The following is a 21,654-nucleotide window of genomic DNA, read 5'->3' as shown; positions in this document are numbered from 1 at the left end:
CCGGTGGCCCTCCTCTCGGATCCCTACATGTGGTGCGTCAGCCCTTTTCGGGGGCATCCGTGTCCTTGTCGGACGGCTCGTCGCCCTCCGCGGACTCGGACTTGGCGGCGGGTGCCGCCCCCGGCTGGGGCTCGGCCACCGCGACCCGCGCGGGACGGATCGTACGCTCGCCGATCCGGTACCCCGGCTGGAGGATCGCCACGCAGGTGTCCTCCGTGACGTCCGGCGCGTACGAGTGCATCAGGGCCTCGTGAATCGTCGGGTCGAAGGGCTCGCCCTCCTTGCCGAACTGCTGCAGGCCCATCTTGGCCGCCGCGGTCTCCAGCGACTCGGCCACCGACTTGAAGCCGCCGACCAGTTCGCCGTGCTCGCGCGCCCGGCCGATGTCGTCGAGCGTCGGCAGGAGCTCCGTCAGGAGGGACGCGACCGCGATCTCCTTGACGGCGATCCGGTCCCGCTCCACGCGGCGGCGGTAGTTCTGGTACTCCGCCTGGAGCCGCTGGAGGTCCGCGGTGCGCTCACCGAGCGCGGTACGGGCCTGGTCCAGCTGCGCCAGCAGAGCGACGTCTGCTGCTGCGGAGTCCCCGGCCGGGGCCGCGGCCTCCTCCTTGTCGGAGGAAGCGGCGGCCTTCGGCTCGGCGGCGTCGTCGGACGTGCCGTCGGCGGGGACTTCGGGCTTCTCGTCGAAGCCCGGGGTCTCCTCCGACATCAGGCAGCGCCGCCCTTCGGCTTCTCGTCGTCGACGATCTCGGCGTCGACGACGTCGTCGTCGGCCTTGGCCTGGCCCGCGTCACCGGCGGGGGCGCCGGCGGCCTGGGCGGCCTGGGCGTCGGCGTAGATGGCCTGGCCCAGCTTCTGGCTGATCGCGGCGAGCTTCTCGGTCGACGTGCGGATCTCGGCCGCGTCGTCGCCCTTCAGCTTCTCCTTCAGCTCGGTGATGGCCGTCTCGACCTCGGTCTTGACGTCACCGGGGACCTTGTCCGCGTTCTCCGAGAGGAACTTCTCCGTCTGGTAGACGAGCTGCTCACCCTGGTTGCGGGACTCGGCGGCCTCCTTGCGGCGCAGGTCCTCGTCCGCGTACTGCTCCGCCTCCTGGCGCATGCGGTCGACCTCGTCCTTGCCGAGCGAAGAGCCGCCGGTGACGGTCATCTTCTGCTCCTTGCCCGTGCCGAGGTCCTTCGCGGTCACGTGCATGATGCCGTTCGCGTCGATGTCGAAGGAGACCTCGATCTGCGGGACGCCACGCGGGGCCGGCGGCAGGCCGGTCAGCTCGAACATGCCGAGCTTCTTGTTGTACGCCGCGATCTCGCGCTCGCCCTGGTAGACCTGGATCTGCACCGACGGCTGGTTGTCCTCGGCCGTCGTGAAGATCTCGGACCGCTTGGTCGGGATCGTGGTGTTGCGCTCGATGAGCTTGGTCATGATGCCGCCCTTGGTCTCGATGCCGAGGGACAGCGGGGTCACGTCGAGGAGCAGGACGTCCTTGACCTCACCCTTGAGCACACCGGCCTGGAGGGTGGCGCCGATGGCGACGACCTCGTCCGGGTTGACGCCCTTGTTGGCGTCCTGACCGCCGGTGAGCTCCTTGACGAGCTCGGCGACGGCCGGCATGCGGGTGGAGCCGCCGACCAGGACCACGTGGTCGATCTCGGACAGGTTGATGCCCGCGTCCTTGATGACGTTGTGGAACGGGGTCTTGCAGCGGTCGAGCAGGTCCGCGGTGAGCTGCTGGAACTGCGAGCGCGTGAGCTTCTCGTCCAGGTGCAGCGGGCCCTCGGCGGAGGCCGTGATGTACGGCAGGTTGATCGTGGTCTCCGTGGAGGAGGACAGCTCGATCTTCGCCTTCTCGGCGGCCTCGCGCAGACGCTGGAGCGCCATCTTGTCCTTGGACAGGTCGACGCCGTGGCCGTTGGCGAACTGCTTCACCAGGTAGTCGACGACGCGCTGGTCCCAGTCGTCGCCACCGAGGTGGTTGTCACCGTTGGTGGCCTTGACCTCGACGACGCCGTCGCCGATCTCCAGGAGCGACACGTCGAAGGTGCCGCCACCGAGGTCGAAGACGAGAATGGTCTGGTCGTCCTTGTCGAGGCCGTAGGCCAGGGCGGCGGCCGTCGGCTCGTTGACGATGCGCAGGACGTTCAGGCCCGCGATCTCGCCGGCCTCCTTCGTCGCCTGACGCTCGGAGTCGTTGAAGTACGCCGGGACGGTGATGACCGCGTCCGTGACCTTCTCACCCAGGTACGCCTCGGCGTCGCGCTTCAGCTTCTGCAGGATGAAGGCGCTCATCTGCTGCGGGTTGAAGTCCTTGCCATCCAGGTTGATCTTCCAGTCAGTGCCCATGTGGCGCTTGACGGAGCGGATGGTCCGGTCCACGTTCGTGACCGCCTGGCGCTTGGCCACCTCGCCGACGAGGACCTCGCCGTTCTTGGCGAAGGCGACGACGGACGGCGTGGTCCTGGCGCCCTCGGCGTTGGTGATGACGGTGGGCTCGCCGCCTTCGAGAACGCTGACGACGGAGTTAGTGGTGCCCAGGTCGATGCCGACCGCACGTGCCATTTCAATTCCTCCAGCTGACTTGAGTGCAACGGACTCAAGAATGCCGCATCGCCGCGCGGGCGTCAACAGACGTGAGTCGATGGGACTCAACCTTTAGGTGCCCCTTACGCTCAAGTGATCCTCCCCCGATCCTCCCCGGCCCGCGCACGGCCCCGCCCGAGCCGCCGCCAACCCCTACAACTCCGGTTACCTCGGGGCAAGTCCGACCTCACCCGGGCTTGAGGCGGGGTCCAGGCCGGAGCCGCCGCCGCGGAGCCCGGGTGCGGGGCTCCGCCACGTCGGGGCCCCGCACCCGAACGGGTTCGAGCCGCCGCGCCCGGCCGCGCGGCGCGCCGGGGCCGCGGCGGCCGTCCGGCACGGTGCTGGCATGCCTTCGCTGCTCACGCTCCCCGCCCGGCCGGGGCCCCGGCCCCGCCCCCGGCTGCCGCTCCGGCCGCACCGGCCGTGGCCGGCCAGGCCCCCGGCCAAGCGGGTGCTCGACCTCGCCGGCGCACTGGTCCTGCTGGCGGTGTGCGCCGTCCCGGTGCTGCTGGCCGCCGCGCTGCTCTACGCGACCCGGCGCGCGGGCGTCCTCGTACGGGACCCGGCCCTCGGCCTCGGCGGGCGGCCGTTCCGCACCTGGCGGCTGCGTACCGAGGACTCGGGGTGGGCCGGAGAACTGGTGGACCGCTGCGCCCTGGACGCGCTGCCGCAGCTGCTCAACGTGCTGCGCGGGGAGATGTCGCTGGTGGGGCCGCGGCCCGAGGCGCGCGCGAACCGGCCCGACCGGCTCTTCGTAAGGCCCGGAATGACCGGATTGTGGCAGGTCAGCGCACGTTCCGACCTCCCCTGGGAGGAGATGGCCCTGCTCGACCGGCACTATGTGGAGAGCCATTGGCTGGGGATGGATCTCGCGATCCTCGCTCAGACCCCTCGGGCGGCCTACCGACAGAGGCATGCCTGAGCGACACAGATCACCGCTCGCCCACCTACATTGCGGCGCGGGAACTGGGTAACCTCAAGCCTTGACTCAATAAGTTACCGCTTAGTAAGTCCCGCCCGAGGAGCCCTCCCATGCAACTCGCCGCGATCATCGTGTCGCTGGTCCTGACCGTGGTCGGCGTTGCGCTCATCTCCCGAGCCGTCGCGCAGATCTACCGCTTCGTCAAGCTCGGCCAGCCGGTGCCCTCGGGCAGCCGCACCGACGACCCGAAGGCCCGGAGCATCACGCTCGCCAAGGAGTTCGTAGGCCACACCAGGATGAACCGCTGGGGCGTCATCGGCGTCGCCCACTGGTTCGTCGCCGTGGGCTTCCTGACCCTGGGCCTGACGATCGTGACGGCGTACGGCCAGCTCTTCAAGGCCGACTGGGTGCTGCCGATCATCGGCGGCTGGCTCCCCTACGAGCTCTACACCGAGTTCATCGCGCTGTTCACGACCCTCGGCATCGTGACCCTGATCGGGATCCGGCTGGCGAACCTGCCCTCCCGGGCGGGCCGCAAGTCGCGCTTCGCGGGCTCCAAGGCCGGGCAGGCGTACTTCGTCGAGTACGTCATCCTCACCATCGGCCTGGCGATCATGACCCTGCGCGGCCTGGAAGGCGCCATCCACGGCGTCGACCACTACGAAGCCGCGTACTGGGCCTCGTACCCGCTGGTCGCCGCGTTCAACGGGCTCAGCTACGCCGCCCTGCAGAACCTGATCTACCTGACCGCCATGATCAAGCTCGGCACCACCATGGGCTGGGCGATCACGGTCGGCCTCAACACCAACATGGGTGTCGCCTGGCACCGCTTCCTCGCCTTCCCGAACATCTGGTTCAAGCGCAACGCCGACGGCGCCACCGCGCTCGGCGCGCTCCAGCCGATGACGAGCGGCGGCAAGGAGATCGACTTCGAGGAGCCGGGCGAGGACGACGTCTTCGGCGTCTCCCAGGTCGAGCAGTTCTCCTGGAAGGGCATCCTCGACTTCTCCACCTGCACCGAGTGCGGCCGCTGCCAGTCGCAGTGCCCGGCCTGGAACACGGGCAAGCCCCTGTCCCCGAAGCTCCTCATCATGTCCCTGCGCGACCACGCGCACGCCAAGGCCCCGTACCTGCTGGCCGGCGGCGGCAAGGACATGGAGGGCAACGAGAAGGCGACGGCGGAGCAGCTGGCGGACGTCCCGGCCGCGGCGCTGGCGGAGGCCGAGCGCCCCCTCATCGGCACCGCCGAGGAGAACGGCGTCATCGACCCGGACGTGCTGTGGTCCTGCACCACCTGCGGTGCGTGCGTGGAGCAGTGCCCCGTCGACATCGAGCACATCGACCACATCGTCGACATGCGCCGCTACCAGGTGATGATCGAGAGCGCGTTCCCGTCGGAGGCGGGCACGATGCTCAAGAACCTGGAGAAGAAGGGCAACCCCTGGGGCCTGGCCAAGAAGCAGCGCGTGGAGTGGACGAAGGAGGTCGACTTCGAGGTCCCGATCATCGGGAAGGACGCGGAGGACCTCTCCGAGTTCGACTACCTCTACTGGGTCGGCTGCGCGGGTGCGCTGGAGGACCGGGCCAAGAAGACCACGAAGGCCTTCGCGGAGCTGCTGAACATCGCGGGCGTCAAGTTCGCGATCATGGGCGGCGACGAGAAGTGCACCGGTGACTCGCCGCGCCGCCTGGGCAACGAGCCGCTGTTCCAGCAGCTGGGCCAGGAGAACGTGGCCATGCTGAACATGGCCTTCGGCGAGGACGACGAAGATCCTTCGACCCGTAAGCCGAAGTCGGCGAAGCGGATCGTCTCGACCTGCCCGCACTGCTTCAACACCATCGCGAACGAGTACCCGCAGCTGGGCGGCGAGTACGAGGTCATCCACCACACGCAGCTGCTCCAGCACCTGATCGACGAGGGCCGCCTCACGCCGGTCACCCCGGTCGACGGCCTGATCACGTACCACGACCCCTGCTACCTGGGCCGGCACAACAAGGTCTACACGCCGCCGCGCGAGATCATGTCCGCCGTGCCGGGCCTGCGCCAGCAGGAGATGCACCGCCACAAGGAGCGGGGCTTCTGCTGCGGCGCGGGCGGCGCGCGGATGTGGATGGAAGAGCGCATCGGCAAGCGCATCAACAACGAGCGCGTCGACGAGGCCCTGTCCCTGAACCCGGACATCGTCTCCACCGCGTGCCCGTTCTGCCTGGTCATGCTGACGGACTCGGTCAACGGCAAGAAGAACGACGGCCAGGCCAAGGAATCCGTCCAGGTCGTCGACGTCGCCCAGCTCCTGCTGGAGTCGGTCAAGGCCCCGGAGCCGACGGAGGCCGAACTGGCCGCCGCCGCGGCCGCGCAGGCCGAGGAGGAGGCCGCGGCGGCCGCCGCCAAGGCCGAGGCGGAAGCGGAAGCGAAGGCCAAGGCCGAGGCGGAGGCTGCCGCCAAGGCGAAGGCCGAGGCGGAAGCGAAGGCGAAGGCGGACGCGGAGGCGGAAGCCAAGGCGAAGGCCGAGGCGGAGGCGGAAGCCGAGGCGAAGGCCGAGGCGGAGGCCGAGGCGGAGGCGGAAGCCGAGGCCGCTGCGGCGAAGACGGCAGCTGACGCCGACGCGAAGCCCGAGTCCGAGCCGGCCGCCGAGGCCGAGTCCGAGTCCGACGCTCCGGCCGCCGAAGCCAAGCCCGAAGCCGAGACGAAGGCCGCAGCCGACGCGGACGCGGACGCGGACGCCGACAAGGCGGAGGCTCCCGCCGAGCCCGAGGCCGAGGCCGAGATCAAGGACGAGCCCAAGCCCGAGACCGAGGCCAAGCCCGAGGCCAAGGACGAGCCCGAGCCCGAGACCGAGGAGAAGCCCGAGGTCAAGGACGAGGCCGCGGGCGCCAAGTAGGCCCCGGCACCGCACGCGACGGCCGGTCCCCCACCAGGGGGACCGGCCGTCGCCGTGTACGGACCAGCCGCGCCCGCGCCCCCGCATCGCGAAGCCCGGCCCGGCCCGGCCGCGCACATCGCCGCCATGCCTCCGCCCTTCGGGACGACCCGGACCGGCGCCTCCGCGGCGGGGTCGTTCGTGACTCGGTGACGGCAACGGCGACGGTCACGAACCCACGGGCCCAATACCCACCCATTCCGTAGGCAACGCAACGAATCCCCACAGACCTCGACGCAGTCACGCAAAACACCCGAACCCGGGTACCCCTAGGGGATGTCACAGGTCAGCCGCAAAGGGCACGTGTTCCGACGGCCCGGCCACGGCCGCCGCGCGGAGCAGGTACTTTCGATCACGTGGCTGGATTCAGGATCGGACGGGGCCGGGACAACAACCGCCCCCCGCAACAACCCCCGCACGCCCCTCGGCAGCAGCCGTACGGTCAGCAGCAGGCGCCACAAGCGCCGCAGCCGCCGTACGGCCACCAGCCGTACCCGAACGCCGGCCCGCCCCCGCAGCAGCACTGGCCGCAGCAGGGCGGCGCAGGGGGCCACGACGAGCCCGAGTACTTCGACCCGTACGGCCGCCCGCAGCACGCGCAGCAGCCGCCGCAGGGCCAGTACGCGGCCCCGCACGAGCCCTCGTACGCGAACGACCCGGGTCACACCCAGGCCTTCTCCGTCGGCGAGGACCCGTACGGCAACGGCGCGACCTACCAGGCGGGCGTCGCTCCGGCCGCCCCCGCCGGACCGCGGCTGCCGTGGAAGGAACTGCTGCGCGGCATCGTCCTGCGCCCGGGCCCGACCTTCTTCCAGATGCGCGACTACGCCGTCTGGGGCCCCGCGCTGACCGTCACCTTCCTCTACGGCCTGCTCGCGGTCTTCGGCTTCGACAAGGCCCGCGAGGACGCGATCAAGGCGACCCTCACCCAGGCGATCCCGATCGCCCTCAGCACCGGCGTGGCCTTCGTCATCTGCGGGCTGATCCTGGGCGGGGTCACCCACACCATGGCCCGCCAGCTGGGCGGCGACGGCGCGTGGCAGCCGACCGTCGGCCTGTCGATGCTGGTGATGTCCCTCACGGACGCGCCGCGCCTGCTGTTCGCGATCTTCCTGGGCGGCGACAACATGCTCGTCCAGATCCTCGGCTGGGCCACCTGGGTGGCCGCCGGCGCCCTGTTCACCTCACTGATCAGCAAGTCGCACGACCTGCCGTGGCAGAAGGCGCTCGGCGCCTCCGCCATCCAGCTGGTCGCCCTGCTGTCGATCATCAAGCTCGGGACCCTCTAGCCCCGGGTACGCGAGAGGGGCCCGGCGCGCGCTGCGCACCGGGCCCCTCTCGTCGTTCACGCGTCGAGGACCTGGCCCTCGCGCTTGACCACGGGCGGCTCGACCGACCACGGGAAGTTGATCCACTCGTCGGTCTTCTTCCACACGTACTCGCACTTCACCAGGGAGTGCGACTTCTCGTAGATGACCGCGGACCGCACCTCGGCGACGTGGCCGAGGCAGAAGTCGTGGACGAGCTTGAGCGTCTTGCCGGTGTCGGCGACGTCGTCGGCGATCAGCACCTTCTTGTCGGTGAAGTCGATCGCCTCGGGCACCGGCGCCAGCATGACCGGCATTTCGAGGGTCGTGCCCACGCCCGTGTAGAACTCCACGTTGACGAGGTGGATGTTCTTGCAGTCCAGCGCGTACGCCAGACCGCCGGCCACGAACACCCCGCCGCGGGCGATGCTGAGGATGATGTCCGGCTCGTAGCCGTCGTCGGCGATGGTCTGCGCCAGCTCGCGGACGGCGTTGCCGAACCCCTCGTAGGTCAGGTTCTCCCGTACTGCGCTCATGCCTCGTGCCTCACCTGGGTGCGGTGGAAGTTCTGGAAGGAGCGCGAGGCGGTCGGGCCGCGCTGCCCCTGGTACCTGGACCCGTACCGCTCGCTGCCGTACGGGAACTCCGCGGGCGAGCTGAGGCGGAACATGCACAGCTGCCCGATCTTCATGCCCGGCCAGAGCTTGATCGGCAGGGTGGCGAGGTTCGACAGCTCCAGGGTCACGTGACCCGAGAACCCGGGGTCGATGAACCCGGCGGTCGAATGCGTCACCAGACCCAGACGGCCCAGGCTGGACTTCCCCTCCAGTCTGGAGGCGATGTCCTCGGGCAGCGAGATGACCTCGTACGTCGAGGCGAGCACGAACTCGCCCGGGTGCAGGATGAAGGCCTCGTCCCCGTCGGGCTCGACCATGCGCGTCAGGTCGGCCTGCTCGATCGCGGGGTCGATGTGCGCGTAGCGGTGGTTCTCGAACACCCGGAAGAACCGGTCGAGACGCACGTCGATGCTGGAGGGCTGCACCATCGACTCGTCGAACGGGTCAATGCGAACCCGTCCGCTGTCGATCTCGGCCCGGATGTCTTTGTCGGAGAGAAGCACGTCCCGAGGATACGCAGAGCGCGCGGGCCACCCCCAATCGGAGCGACGCCCGCGCGCCCGCCTTGCCCGGCCTGCCGGCCCGCCCGCCTAGCGCTTGACGCCACCCACGGGCACCGCGTGCCTCAGCCGCGCGCACCGCGGACAGCGCAGCAGCCGCCCGGGACCGATCCGGCCGGCACCGAGGTGCTGCAACGGGAACGAGGCGGTACTGAAAACATGCCCTTCGGCACAACGGACGACTGTGTGCTCCATCGAGTCCCTTTCCCCAACGAGCCGTACTGCGATGAATCGCCACATTAGGGGATGATCGGGACCCACTCCAGCCGCCGCTCCGCCCCCACACGCTACGCCCCAACTCCCGCACGCACGAACCCTGCTGCACCACTTCGGGGACCGCCGCACCACGGGGGAATTCACCGCGGGTCGATCATGGGGTACAGTGTGCAACGGTAAGGCTCCAGGCAACTGGACCACCGTGCGGATGTAGTTTAATGGTAGAACATGAGCTTCCCAAGCTTATAGCGCGGGTTCGATTCCCGTCATCCGCTCCATGACAAAAGCCCCAGGTCAGCGACCTGGGGCTTTTGTGTTGCCTAGACCTTTCTAAAGGTCCCGTGCCAGATCCGCGCCAGATGCCTTGGCCCGGCCCGCACCATCGTGTCCTTGCCTGCCCGGCGACACACCCCGTGGGACGGCCGCGGCCCCGGAACTCCGTTCAGAAGGCGCTCAGCGCGTCGCGGGTGTTGGTGCGGTACAGGCCGACCTTCGGGTTGGCGACGCTGCCCGGCTTGGCCAGCGGGAGGCTGACGCCGTCCGCGTTCGGCATGTGCTCCTTGTCGGCCAGGACGTTGACCTCGTCGGCCACGGGGCCGTTGCCACCCGACGGGTTGAGGTCCACGGCCGCGTACGCGGTGGCGCCGGGGTGCACCGGGTACGCCGGGGCGCCGCCCAGTCCGCCGGGGGCAGTGGCCTGGAGACCGAGCGCGCCGCCCTTGGCGCTGAAGCCGACGGTGGGGAAGTAGTCCAGACCGCAGGAGGTGGAACCGTTGTTGGTCACGGTGATGACGCGGACGGTGGCCGGAGTGCCCTTCGGGGAAGTGACCTTGACGGTCAGGCTGCGTGCCGAGCAGGGGTGGGTGTAGGCGTAGGAGTCACCGGTGGTGTCCCCCGTGCCCTTGCCGCCCGAACCGGCCTTCGCCGGGGTGACGGTGACCGTGCCGGTTCCGGTGACCTTGCCTGCGGATGGGGCGGCAGAGGCGCCCTCCCCGGACGGCGTCCCGGTCCCGCTCGAAACCGGCTTGTCCCCGCTCTTGGTCGCGGCGGGGTTCCCGGTCGGACCGCCGGCGCTGTCCGAGCCGCCGCAGGCGGTCAGGGCCAGAGCGAGGCCGACGGTGGCGGTGGCCAGGGCAGCGGTGCGGAGTCGGTAGGTGCGCATGGGGAACTCTCCGTGTCGGTGCGGTCGTCAGACGGAGGCTTCCGCTTCTCGCCTGACGAGACGTTGGGTGAGGCTGCTGTTCCGGTCGGCTGCTGCCGCAGGCGGCCAAGGGCGGTCGGTGGGGCGGGTGGGGGCCCGCCCCACCGACCGCCGAATCCGCCCGCCGATCCGATCGGCGGACCGACGGGCTGATGACGCAACTGTGGGGCGGGTTTTGTCCCAGTGGCGTCTGAGCCGGGATAGTAGAAACCCTGGAACGCTCCCGACCCCTCTCACCTGGGCGATCGGGTGAGCCTGGAACGTGCTTCCGGGACGAGGGGGAGGGTGGAATGGCCACGGAGACGGAACGGTTCGCGGAGCTGATGCGCGGATTCAAAGAGCGCTCGGGGCGCAGCTACGGCACGCTCGCGAAGCGTCTGCACTCCAGCAACTCGACGCTGCACCGCTATTGCAGCGGCGCGGCGGTGCCCACGGACTACGCCCCGGTGGAACGGTTCGCGCGGGTCTGCGGTGCCTCGGCCGACGAACTGCTCGCGCTGCACCGGCAGTGGCTGCTGGCGCTGGTGGAGCGGCGGCGGGGGCTGGCGGAGGGGCAGGCCTCGGGGCCGGGGGCGGCGAACTCCGCGGCGCCGCGGGGCAGTGACGCCGCGCCGGAGGTGCCGCCCGCATCGGCGGTGGTGGCGGCTGGGGAGCCTTCGGAGACCCGGCCGCGGGCGGAGACCGACGCCCCCGCACCGGCCCCGGCGTCCGCAGCCGGGTCCGCCCCGGCGCCCGGACCTGCTGCTGCGGAAGCACCCACCTCGGCGCTTACCTCCGCTCCCGCGCCGGCACCGGCGGAGGCCCCGGCACCGGCACCGGCACACGCCCCCGCCGCCCTTGTCCAGCCGGGCCCCGCCCGGGCCTCCGTACCGCGGGCCCGGCGTCCTCGGCTGCTGCTCGCCGTTGCGGCCGCCGTGGCCACCGCCGCGGTGGCGGGGACCGCCGCCGCCGTCTCCGCCATGGGAGACACGGGTCACGGGGACACGCGCCACGGCGCCGTCCAGCCGTCCTCGCGCGAGCGGGCGGAGGCGGGCCCGGCCATGCCGTCCGGCGGGTCGTCGTCACCCACGGCCACAGCCGGTTCCGCACCCCCGTCCAGCCCCGGACCGTCGTCCCCCTCGACAACGTCCGCGTCCTCCTCGCCGGCCACCGCCAAGGAGGGGGCCTCCCCCACCGCCCCGTTCACGGTCAACGTCCTGCCCGACAACTGGGACAGCCCCTGCGGCCAGTGGTTCGCCCTGGACAAGGCACCCGGCGCAGTCCCCCCGCCCCCCGCCGGGCAGGCGACCGAAGGCTGGGCCCGGGCCCTGGAGGCTGTCCCTGCGGGGCACCTGCGCATGCAGCTGACCGTCCAGGGCATCGAAGGCAAGGCCGCGGTCCTGCACGCGCTGTACGTCCACGTCGTGAGCGGCCGCAAGGCTCCCGGCTGGAACGCGTACACCATGGGCGCCGGTTGCGGCGGCGCACTGGTGCCGGCGTCCTTCGCCGTGGACCTGGACGACGCCTCCCCGAGGGCCAGGCCCGTACCCGGCAAGGAGGGCGAGCGGCCGACGACCTCGACCGACTTCCCGTACAAGGTCTCCGCCACTGACCCCCAAGTGCTGAACATCGACGCCGCCACACTCGGTCAGGACGTCAGCTGGTACCTGGAGCTGACCTGGAGCGGTGGCGACCGCCAGGGCACCACCCGGATCGACGACCACGGCCGCCCGTTCCGCACGGTTGCCCTGAACACCGGCCACAGCTACTGGTACAACGCGAACAACAACGCCTGGCTGCCGGACACGGGATGAAAGACCCATTGCACCTGACCGCTTGCGAGTGCAGCCCCCCTGGGCTGGTGGCCTACCGACAACGGCAGCACGCAGACGATCCGGGCAGGTCAGCACCCATGTGAGCGCGCCAAGGGCAGTAGATTCCCAAGCTTATAGCGCAGGTTCGATTCCCGTCATCCGCTCTTGAACGAAGGCCCAGGTCAGCGACCTGGGCCTTCGTCGTTGTCCAGACCTGTCCGGTCTTGCCGCGCCCTCCGCGTCACGCTCTCGTGAGGATTCGCGCATTCGCCGCCCGAAAGGTCGCGGCCAATCGCCGTGCCAGGAGCGCCGGTTGCCGATGCGCTCACCCGGCTGCCGGGATCCCGAGCTCGTCGAGGAGGCCGCGGACACGCTGCTCGATCCGGTCGCGGATGGGGCGGACGGCGGCGACGCCCTGGCCGGCCGGGTCGTCGAGGGTCCAGTCGAGGTAGCGCTTGCCGGGGAAGTACGGGCAGGCGTCGCCGCAGCCCATGGTGATCACGACGTCGGACGCCTGGACGGCCGTGGCGGTGAGGACCTTGGGGGTCTCGGCGGAGATGTCGATGCCGACCTCGTTCATGGCCTCGACCACGGCGGGGTTGACGGTGTCGGCCGGGGCCGAGCCGGCGGAGCGGACCTCGACGCGGCCCCGGCCCAGGTGGGTGAGGAAGGCGGCGCCCATCTGGGAGCGGCCGGCGTTGTGGACGCAGACGAACAGCACCGACGGGCGCACGGGGGACGGGTTCACGGCAGGAGGCTCCAGGGGTTCAGCGGGCCGCGGGGACGGCGGCGATCGGCACGGACGGGTCGGCGGCCTGCCGGGCGGACGGGCCGAAGACGAGGGCGAGCAGGCCAAGGCCCACGGCGGCGCCGATGAGCTGGGCGGCGATGAACGCGGGGACCGAGGCGGGGGCGATTCCGGCGAAGGAGTCGGTGAAGGCCCGGCCGATGGTGACCGCGGGGTTCGCGAAGGAGGTGGAGGAGGTGAACCAGTACGCGGCGCCGATGAACGCGGCCACCACCGCCGGGGCGAGGTTCGCCCGTCCGGCGCGGTTCAGACCGAAGGCCACCAGCAGCAGTCCGGCCGTCGCGACGACCTCGCCCAGCCACAGGTGGGGAGCGGACCGGTCGTGGGCGGAGAAGGCCGGCACCGGCCGGCCGAACACGGCGTTGGCGAGCAGAGAGCCGGTGATCGCACCGCCGATCTGGGCGGGTACGTACGCGGCCACCTCCCGCGGGGAGGGCCCGTCGCCGGAGCGGCGGCCGCTCAGCCAGGCCGCGAGGGTGACGGCGGGGTTGAAGTGGGCGCCGGAGACCGGACCGAGTACCGCGATCAGCACGCCGAGGCCGAACACGGTGGCCAGGCAGTTGGCCAGCAGCTGGATGCCGACGTCGTTCGACAGCTCGGTGGCCTGGATGCCGGAGCCGACCACGACCGCCACCAGCAGCGCGGTCCCGACCGCCTCGGCCGCCACTCGGCGCCTGAGCGGCACCGGGTCCGCGCTCACGCCTTCACCTCGGCGGGCCGTGGGGCCGTGAGGACGGTGGCGAGGCGTTCCAGGGCGGCGGGCAGGACCCGGTAGTAGACCCAGGTGCCGCGGCGTTCGCAGTCGACCAGGCCGGCCTGCCGCAGCAGCTTGAGGTGGTGGGAGATCGTCGGCTGGGACAGCTCGAAGGCCGGGGTCAGCTCGCACACGCAGACCTCGCCGCCGTCCCGCGAGGCGATCATCGACAGCAGCCGCAGCCGGACCGGATCACCCAGGGCCTTGAACACCTTCGCCAGGTCGGCGGCCTGCTCCTCGTCCAGCGGCGCGGCCGCGAGCCCGCCGCAGCAGCCCTCGGCGTCCTGACCGAGCACCACGACCTCTTGTTTCGACATGCCTCTATGTTGACGTCCTTCGATCCAAGGCGCAAGCTTGAATCGAAGAACATCGAAGCAGCCTGCTCCTGTCTTCTTCGGCAGGCAGGGCCATCGCCCGTTGGGAGTCGTCGTCATGAGCGAGCAGTCCACCGACCTGCGCGAGACCGTCCGCCGCCGCTACGCCGCGGCAGCCGTCCAGGTCACCGAGGGCGGCACCGCGTGCTGCGGACCGCAGGCCGTCGAGGTCGACGAGAACTTCGGCTCCACCCTCTACGCCGCCGACGAGCGCGAGACCCTGCCCGCCGAGGCCGTCGCCGCCTCGCTGGGCTGCGGCAACCCCACCGCCGTCGCCGGCCTGACCGAAGGCGAACGCGTCCTGGACCTGGGCTCCGGCGGCGGCATCGACGTCCTCCTCTCCGCCCGCCGCGTCGGACCCACCGGCAAGGCGTACGGCCTGGACATGACCGAGGAGATGCTGTCTCTCGCCCTCGCCAACGCGGCGAAGGCCGGCGCGACGAACGTGGAATTCCTCAAGGGCACCATCGAGGCCATCCCGCTGCCCGCGGACACCCTCGACGTCGTCATCTCGAACTGCGTGATCAACCTGTCCACCGACAAGCCGGCCGTCTTCGCCGAGACGTTCCGCGTCCTCAAGCCGGGCGGCCGGATCGGCGTCTCCGACGTCGTCGCCGACGACGCCCTCACCCCGGAGCAGCGGGCCGAGCGCGGGGACTACGTCGGCTGCATCGCCGGCGCCCTCTCGTTCGCCGAGTACCGCCACGGGCTCGAGGCCGCCGGGTTCGCGGACGTCGAGATCACCCCGACCCACGTTGTCGCCGACGGCATGCACTCGGCGATCGTCCACGCGGTCAAGCCCGTCGCCGCGGCCGTAGCCGGCTGCGGCTGTGCGGGCTGACGGCGAGCGGGTGGGTCCGACGTCATCCTGCGGGCCCACCCACCGCGTCAGTCGTGCCGCGCGACCTTGACCGCCGAGATCAGCAGGACGATCGCAAGAGCGGGGATGAGGCCCCGGTCGGGGACGACGCCGAGCAGGAATCCCCCGAGGAGGGCTCCGGCGATCGAGCCCGTGGCCCACAGAGTCACCGGTGCCGTGCCGTGCGCCTTTGGGAGGAAGCCACACTCCAGCGATTGGGCCCGCCTACGCCGCAGCCCCGTCTCCGAGCGCGCCTGCCTCCATGGTCCCTCGCAGAACGTGGGCGATCTCATCGGGCTTGAGGTTGATGCCGTCGAGTGCCTCCACGGTCAGCGGGATCTCCTCCAGCATGTACTCGCCCCGGCCCTCGGCACTGAATTCGGGACCGGTGCGATCCTCGAAGGACCACGTCGCGATGCGGGCGAGGTAGAAGAGCTGACGCTCATCCTCGGACTCCATGGTGTGGAGGAGGCGGATGATGTGGGCCTTCCCCGCGATCTCCTCGTGGATCTCCCTGTGGAGGGCGGCCTCCCGGGACTCGTCGCCGGGCTCGACGCCGCCGCCGGGAAGGACCCAGTACTCGGGGATGCAGGGCTTGGTGCGGCGGATGACCAGCATCGTGTCGTCGGCGGTGACGAGGACGGCGCGGACTCGTTCCTTCATTTCGATCTGTCTCCTTGCTCGTTGGCGTCTCAGTGCAGCAGCCGGCCGCCGTCGACGTGGACGGATCGCCGAGTGATGAACGACGCGGAGGGACACGCGAGGAACGCCACCAGGGCCGCGACGTCCTCGGGCCGTCCACGGCGGGGGACGCACTGGCGCTTGATCCGGCCCTCCGGACGCGCACGGTGCTGGGCGGGGATGGTGTTCTCCGCCTCGACCTGGATGGCGCCGGGCATGACCGTGTTGACGCATACCCCGTACGGACCGGTTCGCGTGCGAGGGAGCGGGTGAGACCAGCGCGGGCGTTGACCCGATTTCGGCCCGGACGAGCTCGACCACGGTCTGGACGGCGCCGGCGTCGGTGAGGTCGGCGTTCGCCGCGATACCGGGGGCTGCCGTCGCGCCCTGCAATGCGTCGGCCTCGGCTACCGGGCTGCGGCCGCCCGTGAAGCCCTCGACGAAGCTGAGGAGTTGACGACCGCTACCCCCCAAGCAGACGAGGAATCAGATCCGGAGCGCAGTGGCACGACAGACGGCCGAAGTCGTGAGGGTGTGTGGGGCAGTGTCGTCAATCCCAGGCGTTTCAGGGAGGCTCGGCACATGGCGGACGCCTCGCCAGTCGGTGCCATCGTGACGGCGTGGAACGAACTGGAGCGGGTGGGTTGGGAACTGATCGGCCGGAATCCGGATGTAGCGCCTGAGCCCCGATACCGAGGCCAGGCTCCCCAGTTGATCGACTGGAACAGAATACTCCCGGATTTGGGGGTTTCCACTGCCTGCCCCTGCCGACGCCAATACTCCGTGGACCAAGAGCGTGCCATGAACACGCCCTTAAGAGTGGCGAAAAGCAGTCAGAAGAGGTGCGCAACCGCAGACCAGACTAGGCCAGCGAAGACAGGAACCTGCAGGTCAGACGGTGCGTGGACGCGTTCTGCATAGTAGACGCCTAAGTTTATAGCGAGGGTTCGACTCCTACCATCCGCTCCAGGACGAAGCCCCTAGGCCTTTCTAGGCAATCTGCACGACGTTCTCGCATTCAAGAATCTCCCCCGGGCACAGCACTCGATCACAGGTATCCAGTGGCTGACGCATTGCCGGGAATCTTCAGGAACGAGCCATCGCGAGCCGCATCCAGGACCTGATTGGCGTACATGTCCAACAAAATCCTCACAGTCTCAATCCTCTCCAACACCTCCACGGACCGAAAGGGGACCAACTCTCCGTGCGCGACCTGATTTCGACTGAAGACCAACTTTTCATCAATGAACACCTGACGAGTGGAATAGAATTCCAGGTAAACCAGACCAATCGAGGCGATGATATTCCTGAAAACCTCAGACGTCAAATTGCTTTCAGTGTCCACGAGTTTTGCTGGATCGACAAAGAAAGTAGCCCTCCTGTCCACATCTATCTTATCCAGCAATTCTGCCAGAAAAGGAATCCGAACACCCCTTGATGCGCGATTCAAGTGAGTCTGAACGTGCGCCGCCTGGAAGCAGGGCTTCAGGTCGAGCACGGGGACTTCACAAGAGTTCACATACCCGACATAGAGCTTACTGATCTGCTTTACGAAGCCTTCCCAATGCGCATAGGCAAGCACGATCGAAGATCGGCATATAACCGACTGCTGCGAGCTGTCCTGGTGGGACCCGGTCACTAGGAGGCTGAGCCGAGAGAGCTCGACCTTCCGATGCGCCAAACCCTTCTGCACCCTTTCCGCAAACTTCTGGATATCCATCGCGGATCCAGTCAGCCGGAGAAAAGATGACGACCAAAGGGAATCGTCCTCTTCATCCTCTGATCACTGCGGACGCCCGTCGCATGCCCCGCCGAGAATTGCGATGTCGACCACAGCTCCCTTTGCTTACTGGCGATATCGCCAAAACTCGATCGGCGCCCAGGAAGATTGTATGCGATACCCAGGGCCAGAGCCTCGAATGCCGTAAGCGAAAAGTACCCCTCGGGCCGGCTCTTTGTGTAATTCCAACGCCTGAGCAAGTCGGCGCCACCCGACTCGGCGAGAACCTCGAAGGTTCGCGAGAAGACTGCCATCTCCTCCTCGAGCTTTCGGGGAGAGAGGTCGGCAAAATCCACTAGCTGCTCAGTAAGGAAGTCCCCGATGTTGCGGATGGACGACAACCGAGGTTCTGGAATCGAGTGGAGGAATGTAAAGCGTAGAGCTAGCTCCATGTGGTATCGCTCGTCAATAAGCCTCTGCGGCATATCGAGCACCGCCAGGAAATTGTGATCGTTTGAGACTTGAGTCAGCCACTCGAAGTGGGTCTTACTCATACTGACGAGAAGGCAGTTGCGGAGCTCCTGCTCCGTCGCAACAGACCCAAAGGAATTCAGGCGTTGAAAGAGATCATACTTCGCCCTGTTATCACTTTCACGCTTGATGATCTTCATGTCCACGCGAGCGCGCTTGAAATCCAATCGCTGCGTCGGCGTCAGGGCCTTCTCCGTACCATCATTCGCCTCGTACGAACATCCATCCAGGTGCGTCAAGAAGGGGGCATCGACACAGATGAGGGGATCATAGAGCTTACCGCCCTCGTCCCGGAGAATCCCCATGAACTGGAAGATGGTTGACAGCCTCTGCACACCATCGACCACATCCCAAATTCCCTTGTCGTTCTGAGCGACGAAGATGCTGGGAAGTGGGATACCAAGAAGAACACTCTCGATCAAGCGACTCTTCTGCCCATCCCGCCACCTGAAGATTCGCTGGAACTCAGGATGAATGTCGATTTCTCCATCCCGATAGAGGTTTGCCAGCTCTCCGATCGACATGGGATATGAATCCGTGGCAATCTGGCGCCTGTAAATCTCGATCTGGTCTTCAAGAAGCATTTGCGCTCTCCCCCCCGCTTAGTGGCATTAGCAGCAACTACGGCGGAGTCTAGCGCTCCTGGGATGCAGGCAACCCTGACATCGCGAATCTCCCAGTTCGCAGTAGCTCTAGGCCTGGGCACGGAAGTCGGCCCTGTCTCTGCCGGCCTTCTTGCAGAGGGGTCAGAGGCGGGCCGCCGGCTACCCCTTCCCGAGCAGTGCAGTTTTGCCGGCAGGTTGCATGTCAGGCCCCGGGCACTGTTCGGCAGGTGGGATTGGTGTGTCCCCCTGCATCGTGGGTGAGGTCGTGCCACAACGTGCAAGCAGGAGCCGTGAGCAGCGGGCAAGGGCGGGCGTGGAAAGGGGCGAGGAACCTGGTCGATGACCCGTCCAGGCCGCCCTCGTGCCGTGCGTGCCAAGCGCCCTGATGGGGCGGCTAGTTGCGACGGAGCTGGCGCCCCGGCGGCCGCTGTGGCCGTTTGGGGCGTTGGTGCTGGACACGAGCCGACCTGTTGTAACAGAATTGGTTGCGACACAGGCGGGTGCCGGTGGTTTCGGGTGGAGGGTGGCGTGAGTACGAGCAGTCGTATGACCGTGGCCACCCATGTGCTGACCTGGATGGCATGGGTCTGCCCCCAGCGCCCCGACGGCATCGTGACGTCCGAGCAGATCGCCACCAGCGTCAAGACCAACCCCGTCGTCATCCGCCGCGCCCTGGGTAGTTTGCGCAGTGCGGGACTGGTGGAGTCGCAGCGCGGGCAGGGTGCGGGGTGGCGGCTGACCCGGGCACCGGAGTCGATCACCCTTCGGGACGTCTACCTCGCCGTGGAGCCCGACCCCGTGATCGCCCTGCACTCCGCACCCCCCAATCAGGACTGCCCCGTCGGGCGGAGCATCCCGCCGGTGCTGCGCGCCGTGTACGACCGTGCGGAGGAGTCGATGAAGGCCGAACTGGGCGCCGTCACCATCGCCGACGTGGCGAGAGAGACGCTTCCCGGCTCCTGAGTCCAGTCCCTCCGTTCCGTTCTCTTCCGGCCGGCCCTCTCGGGCCGGCCTCTCTTCGACCCTTTGTCGTAACTGGTTTTGTTACATCTCATCATTCGGAGGTCGCCGCATCGTGAACCGATCGCTCTTGGTCCTCGCCGCCGGAATGTTCGCCATCGGCACCGACAGCTTCGTCATCGCCGGCATCCTGCCCGACGCGGCGCACTCCCTCGGTGTGCCGGTCGGCACCGCCGGCTGGCTGCTCACCGCCTACGCCTTCACCTATGCCGTCCTCGGCCCGGTCATGGCGGCGCTCACCACCCGTTGGCCGCGCCGCGCCCTGTTCCTCGCCGGGTTCGCCGTCTTCACCGCCGGCAACCTCGTCACGGCCTTGGCTCCGTCCTTCGGCGTCGCCGTGGCCGCACGGGCACTCGCCGGGCTCGGCGGCGCCATGGTCAGCCCCGCCACCGTCGCCGCGGCCACCGCGCTCGCGCCACCGGAACGTCGCGGCCGCGCGATCGCCACGGTCATGACCGGCCTCAGCGCCGCGACCGCTCTGGGGGCGCCCATCGGCACGGCGATCGGCAGCTCCACCGGCGACTGGCGGACCACCATGCTGTTCGTCTCCGCGCTCGGGCTGGCGGCCGCCGCGGGAACAGCCCTGTTCCTGCCCCCGTTACCGACGCCCCTGTCGGTACCGCTGCGCACCCGTCTCGCGCCGCTCGCGGACCGGTGCATCGGCCTGACCCTGCTGACCACCCTCCTCGTCTACACCGGTCTGTACACCGTCTACTCCTTCATCGACGCGAGCCTCGACCGCGCCACCGGCGGCAGCGGCACCGTCCTCGCCGCCCTGCTGTGCGTCTGGGGACTGGCCGCCACCGCCGGAACCCTCGGCTCGGGCCGTCTGATCGACCGCTTCGGCAGCCGGCTCGTCATCAACACCGCGATCACCGTCGCCGCGGTCGACTTCGCACTGCTGCCGTGGACGAGCGCACACCTGCCCTCGGCCATCGCGGCACTCCTCGTGTGGGGCATCTGCGGCTGGGGACTCCTGACGCCCCAGACGCATCGCCTGATCACCGCCATGCCGACGGCGGCACCTCTGCTCACCGGCCTCGGCTCGGCCATGGTCTACGTCGGTGTCTCCCTCGCCCCCCTGGTCGGGCGGACGGGAATGGCATGGTTCGGCGCGCACTGGCTCGGGCCCGTCGGCGCGGTGTTCATCGTGCTCGGTCTCGGGGCCGCGGAAGCGGCGCACACCGTCACCGACCGACGCGCCGGGCACAGCGTGCCGACGGCGCCCACGGCACGGGCACAACCGCTGCCGGCCGGGCAGCACACCGGCGCACTGGCCCCAACGCCTCAGGAAAGGCAAGGATCGAACTCGTGATCACCACAGAACGCCTCCGGCTGCGCCCGCTCACCGAAGCCGACACCGATTGGTGGGTGCGACTCCACGCCGATGGGGCGGTCAACCGGTTCGTCGGCGGCTACACCCGAGAGCAGGCCGCGGCACGCCTGCACGAGATACGGCTGCAGTGGGATCAGCGGGGGCACGGACTGTGCGCCGTCGAACTGCGCAGCACCGGCCAAGCGATCGGACGCTGCGGCCTGAACTGGTGGGAGCAGTTCGGCGAGACCGAGATCGGCTGGACCTTCGCCCACGCCCATTGGGGGCGGGGCTACGCCCAGGAAGCGGCCAGAGCCGTCCTCACGTGGGGTTTCGGGACCTTGGAGCTCCAGCAGATCACCGCCATGATCCATCACGGCAACACCGCATCCACCGCCGTCGCCCGGCGCCTCGGATTCACGCCCCTGCGCGAGGACACCGTCCTCGCCCGCCCCTGCACCGTCCACGCCCTGACCCGCGAAGACTTCCTTTCCCCGGCGACCCGGGCCACCGGCGCCGGAGCGGGCCGCTGACGTCGCGCCTCGCGCCTCGCGCCTCGCCGACGATGTCAGGGGTCGGCGGACGCGAGGGGCCCGGACCGCGCGTCGCGGTCCGGGCCCTGCCCCCGTGCGCTGCCGCCCCGCGGCGGCGGCGCGTCAGCTCTGTGCGGCGTCGTCGCCCGTCTGCCCGGCGCCCTCGGCCGCTTCCGCCTTCTCGCGCATCTTGCGCACCAGCTCCGCCTTCTGGTCGGCGGCGCCCTGGCGGTCGCGGTTGCGGTGCGGGCCGTTGTTCTGCCGTTCGGCGCGGGACAGCCTCTTGCGCTGGCCGCCGCCCTGGCCCACGGGGTTGTTGATGTTCTTGCTCACGGTCATG

Annotated in this window: 22 protein-coding genes and 1 tRNA gene; 9 read left to right on the top strand and 14 right to left on the bottom strand. The window is 69.2% G+C overall.

The features are described from left to right. Nucleotides 1–37: 37 nt before the first annotated feature. Nucleotides 38–709 (bottom strand): nucleotide exchange factor GrpE, encoded by a 672-nt coding sequence (gene grpE / locus ABZW32_RS04390; protein ID WP_356210992.1) that lies wholly within the window; start codon nt 707–709, stop codon nt 38–40. After that, nucleotides 709–2,556, bottom strand: a complete 1,848-nt coding sequence (dnaK, locus tag ABZW32_RS04385) for a molecular chaperone DnaK (protein ID WP_356210989.1) — start codon at nt 2,554–2,556, stop codon at nt 709–711. The genes grpE and dnaK overlap by 1 nt, the downstream gene beginning before the upstream one ends. Before the next feature lie 367 nt (nt 2,557–2,923). On the opposite strand from dnaK, the gene ABZW32_RS04380 reads away from it, so the two are divergent. From ABZW32_RS04380 to ABZW32_RS04370, 3 genes are all read left to right on the top strand, one after another. Then, on the top strand, nt 2,924–3,499 hold the full coding sequence (locus ABZW32_RS04380; protein ID WP_356210986.1) for a sugar transferase: 576 nt from the start codon (nt 2,924–2,926) through the stop codon (nt 3,497–3,499). A 110-nt stretch (nt 3,500–3,609) separates the two neighbouring features. After that, a complete protein-coding gene (locus ABZW32_RS04375) occupies nt 3,610–6,381 on the top strand; it encodes a (Fe-S)-binding protein (RefSeq protein WP_356210983.1) in 2,772 nt (923 codons plus the stop codon). Between the two features lie 395 nt (nt 6,382–6,776). After that, a complete protein-coding gene (locus ABZW32_RS04370; protein ID WP_356210980.1) occupies nt 6,777–7,709 on the top strand; it encodes a Yip1 family protein in 933 nt (310 codons plus the stop codon). A gap of 56 nt (nt 7,710–7,765) precedes the next feature. On the opposite strand, the gene ABZW32_RS04365 is transcribed toward ABZW32_RS04370, so the two are convergent. After that, entirely contained in the window at nt 7,766–8,263 is a 498-nt protein-coding gene (locus ABZW32_RS04365; protein ID WP_030228732.1) for a phosphoribosyltransferase, read from the bottom strand. Further along, a complete protein-coding gene (dcd, locus tag ABZW32_RS04360; RefSeq protein WP_249766703.1) occupies nt 8,260–8,847 on the bottom strand; it encodes a dCTP deaminase in 588 nt (195 codons plus the stop codon). The genes ABZW32_RS04365 and dcd overlap by 4 nt, the downstream gene beginning before the upstream one ends. 477 nt (nt 8,848–9,324) lie before the next feature. Between dcd and ABZW32_RS04355 the strand changes: the two genes are divergently transcribed. Next, nucleotides 9,325–9,398, top strand: a tRNA-Gly gene (locus tag ABZW32_RS04355). 164 nt (nt 9,399–9,562) lie between these two features. Here the strand turns inward: ABZW32_RS04355 and ABZW32_RS04350 are convergent. Further along, nucleotides 9,563–10,282 (bottom strand): DUF4232 domain-containing protein, encoded by a 720-nt coding sequence (locus tag ABZW32_RS04350; protein ID WP_356210975.1) that lies wholly within the window; start codon nt 10,280–10,282, stop codon nt 9,563–9,565. A gap of 329 nt (nt 10,283–10,611) precedes the next feature. Here ABZW32_RS04350 and ABZW32_RS04345 point away from each other — a divergent pair, with 329 nt between their 5' ends. Then, nucleotides 10,612–12,114 carry a helix-turn-helix transcriptional regulator gene (locus ABZW32_RS04345; protein ID WP_356210972.1) on the top strand — a complete coding sequence of 501 codons (1,503 nt, stop codon included), beginning with the start codon at nt 10,612–10,614 and terminating at the stop codon, nt 12,112–12,114. A gap of 325 nt (nt 12,115–12,439) precedes the next feature. Here the strand turns inward: ABZW32_RS04345 and ABZW32_RS04340 are convergent, their stop codons facing one another. Genes ABZW32_RS04340 through ABZW32_RS04330 form a run of 3 tightly spaced genes read right to left on the bottom strand, consistent with a single transcriptional unit; the run spans nt 12,440 to nt 13,993 of the window. Next, on the bottom strand, nt 12,440–12,862 hold the full coding sequence (locus ABZW32_RS04340) for an arsenate reductase ArsC (protein ID WP_356210969.1): 423 nt from the start codon (nt 12,860–12,862) through the stop codon (nt 12,440–12,442). A gap of 19 nt (nt 12,863–12,881) precedes the next feature. Beyond that, nucleotides 12,882–13,622, bottom strand: a complete 741-nt coding sequence (locus ABZW32_RS04335; RefSeq protein ID WP_356210967.1) for an MIP/aquaporin family protein — start codon at nt 13,620–13,622, stop codon at nt 12,882–12,884. Next, a complete protein-coding gene (locus ABZW32_RS04330) occupies nt 13,619–13,993 on the bottom strand; it encodes a metalloregulator ArsR/SmtB family transcription factor (protein WP_356210965.1) in 375 nt (124 codons plus the stop codon). The genes ABZW32_RS04335 and ABZW32_RS04330 overlap by 4 nt, the downstream gene beginning before the upstream one ends. Before the next feature lie 115 nt (nt 13,994–14,108). Between ABZW32_RS04330 and arsM the strand changes: the two genes are divergently transcribed. Further along, nucleotides 14,109–14,891 carry an arsenite methyltransferase gene (arsM, locus tag ABZW32_RS04325; RefSeq protein WP_356210962.1) on the top strand — a complete coding sequence of 261 codons (783 nt, stop codon included), beginning with the start codon at nt 14,109–14,111 and terminating at the stop codon, nt 14,889–14,891. A gap of 47 nt (nt 14,892–14,938) precedes the next feature. Here arsM and ABZW32_RS04320 read toward each other — a convergent pair whose 3' ends face one another. From ABZW32_RS04320 to ABZW32_RS04300, 5 genes are all read right to left on the bottom strand, one after another. Beyond that, a complete protein-coding gene (locus ABZW32_RS04320) occupies nt 14,939–15,079 on the bottom strand; it encodes a hypothetical protein (protein WP_356210959.1) in 141 nt (46 codons plus the stop codon). A gap of 55 nt (nt 15,080–15,134) precedes the next feature. Then, on the bottom strand, nt 15,135–15,572 hold the full coding sequence (locus tag ABZW32_RS04315) for an NUDIX domain-containing protein (RefSeq protein ID WP_356210957.1): 438 nt from the start codon (nt 15,570–15,572) through the stop codon (nt 15,135–15,137). Nucleotides 15,573–15,601: 29 nt separating this feature from the next. Further along, a complete protein-coding gene (locus ABZW32_RS04310) occupies nt 15,602–15,808 on the bottom strand; it encodes an SDR family oxidoreductase (RefSeq protein ID WP_356210955.1) in 207 nt (68 codons plus the stop codon). Between the two features lie 830 nt (nt 15,809–16,638). Next, on the bottom strand, nt 16,639–17,310 hold the full coding sequence (locus tag ABZW32_RS04305) for an MAE_28990/MAE_18760 family HEPN-like nuclease (protein ID WP_356210952.1): 672 nt from the start codon (nt 17,308–17,310) through the stop codon (nt 16,639–16,641). An 11-nt stretch (nt 17,311–17,321) separates the two neighbouring features. Continuing rightward, entirely contained in the window at nt 17,322–18,425 is a 1,104-nt protein-coding gene (locus ABZW32_RS04300) for a DUF262 domain-containing protein (protein WP_356210950.1), read from the bottom strand. Nucleotides 18,426–18,974: 549 nt separating this feature from the next. Here ABZW32_RS04300 and ABZW32_RS04295 point away from each other — a divergent pair. The 3 genes from ABZW32_RS04295 (at nt 18,975) to ABZW32_RS04285 (ending at nt 21,314) form a co-directional block, all read left to right on the top strand. Beyond that, entirely contained in the window at nt 18,975–19,409 is a 435-nt protein-coding gene (locus tag ABZW32_RS04295; protein WP_356210948.1) for an Rrf2 family transcriptional regulator, read from the top strand. A 112-nt stretch (nt 19,410–19,521) separates the two neighbouring features. Then, complete coding sequence (locus ABZW32_RS04290) at nt 19,522–20,781, top strand: MFS transporter (protein WP_356210945.1); 1,260 nt, start codon at nt 19,522–19,524, stop codon at nt 20,779–20,781. Further along, complete coding sequence (locus tag ABZW32_RS04285; RefSeq protein ID WP_356210943.1) at nt 20,778–21,314, top strand: GNAT family N-acetyltransferase; 537 nt, start codon at nt 20,778–20,780, stop codon at nt 21,312–21,314. Before ABZW32_RS04290 ends, ABZW32_RS04285 begins: the two co-directional genes overlap by 4 nt. Before the next feature lie 123 nt (nt 21,315–21,437). Here ABZW32_RS04285 and ABZW32_RS04280 read toward each other — a convergent pair whose 3' ends face one another. Continuing rightward, a complete protein-coding gene (locus ABZW32_RS04280; RefSeq protein WP_356210941.1) occupies nt 21,438–21,653 on the bottom strand; it encodes a DUF6243 family protein in 216 nt (71 codons plus the stop codon). Nucleotide 21,654: the final 1 nt, after the last annotated feature.

The organism is Streptomyces sp. NPDC004667, assembly GCF_040609475.1.
GTDB lineage: Bacteria > Actinomycetota > Actinomycetes > Streptomycetales > Streptomycetaceae > Streptomyces.
The sequence above is the reverse complement of the archived record's forward strand: the minus strand, read 5'-3'. Positions and strand labels throughout refer to the sequence as shown.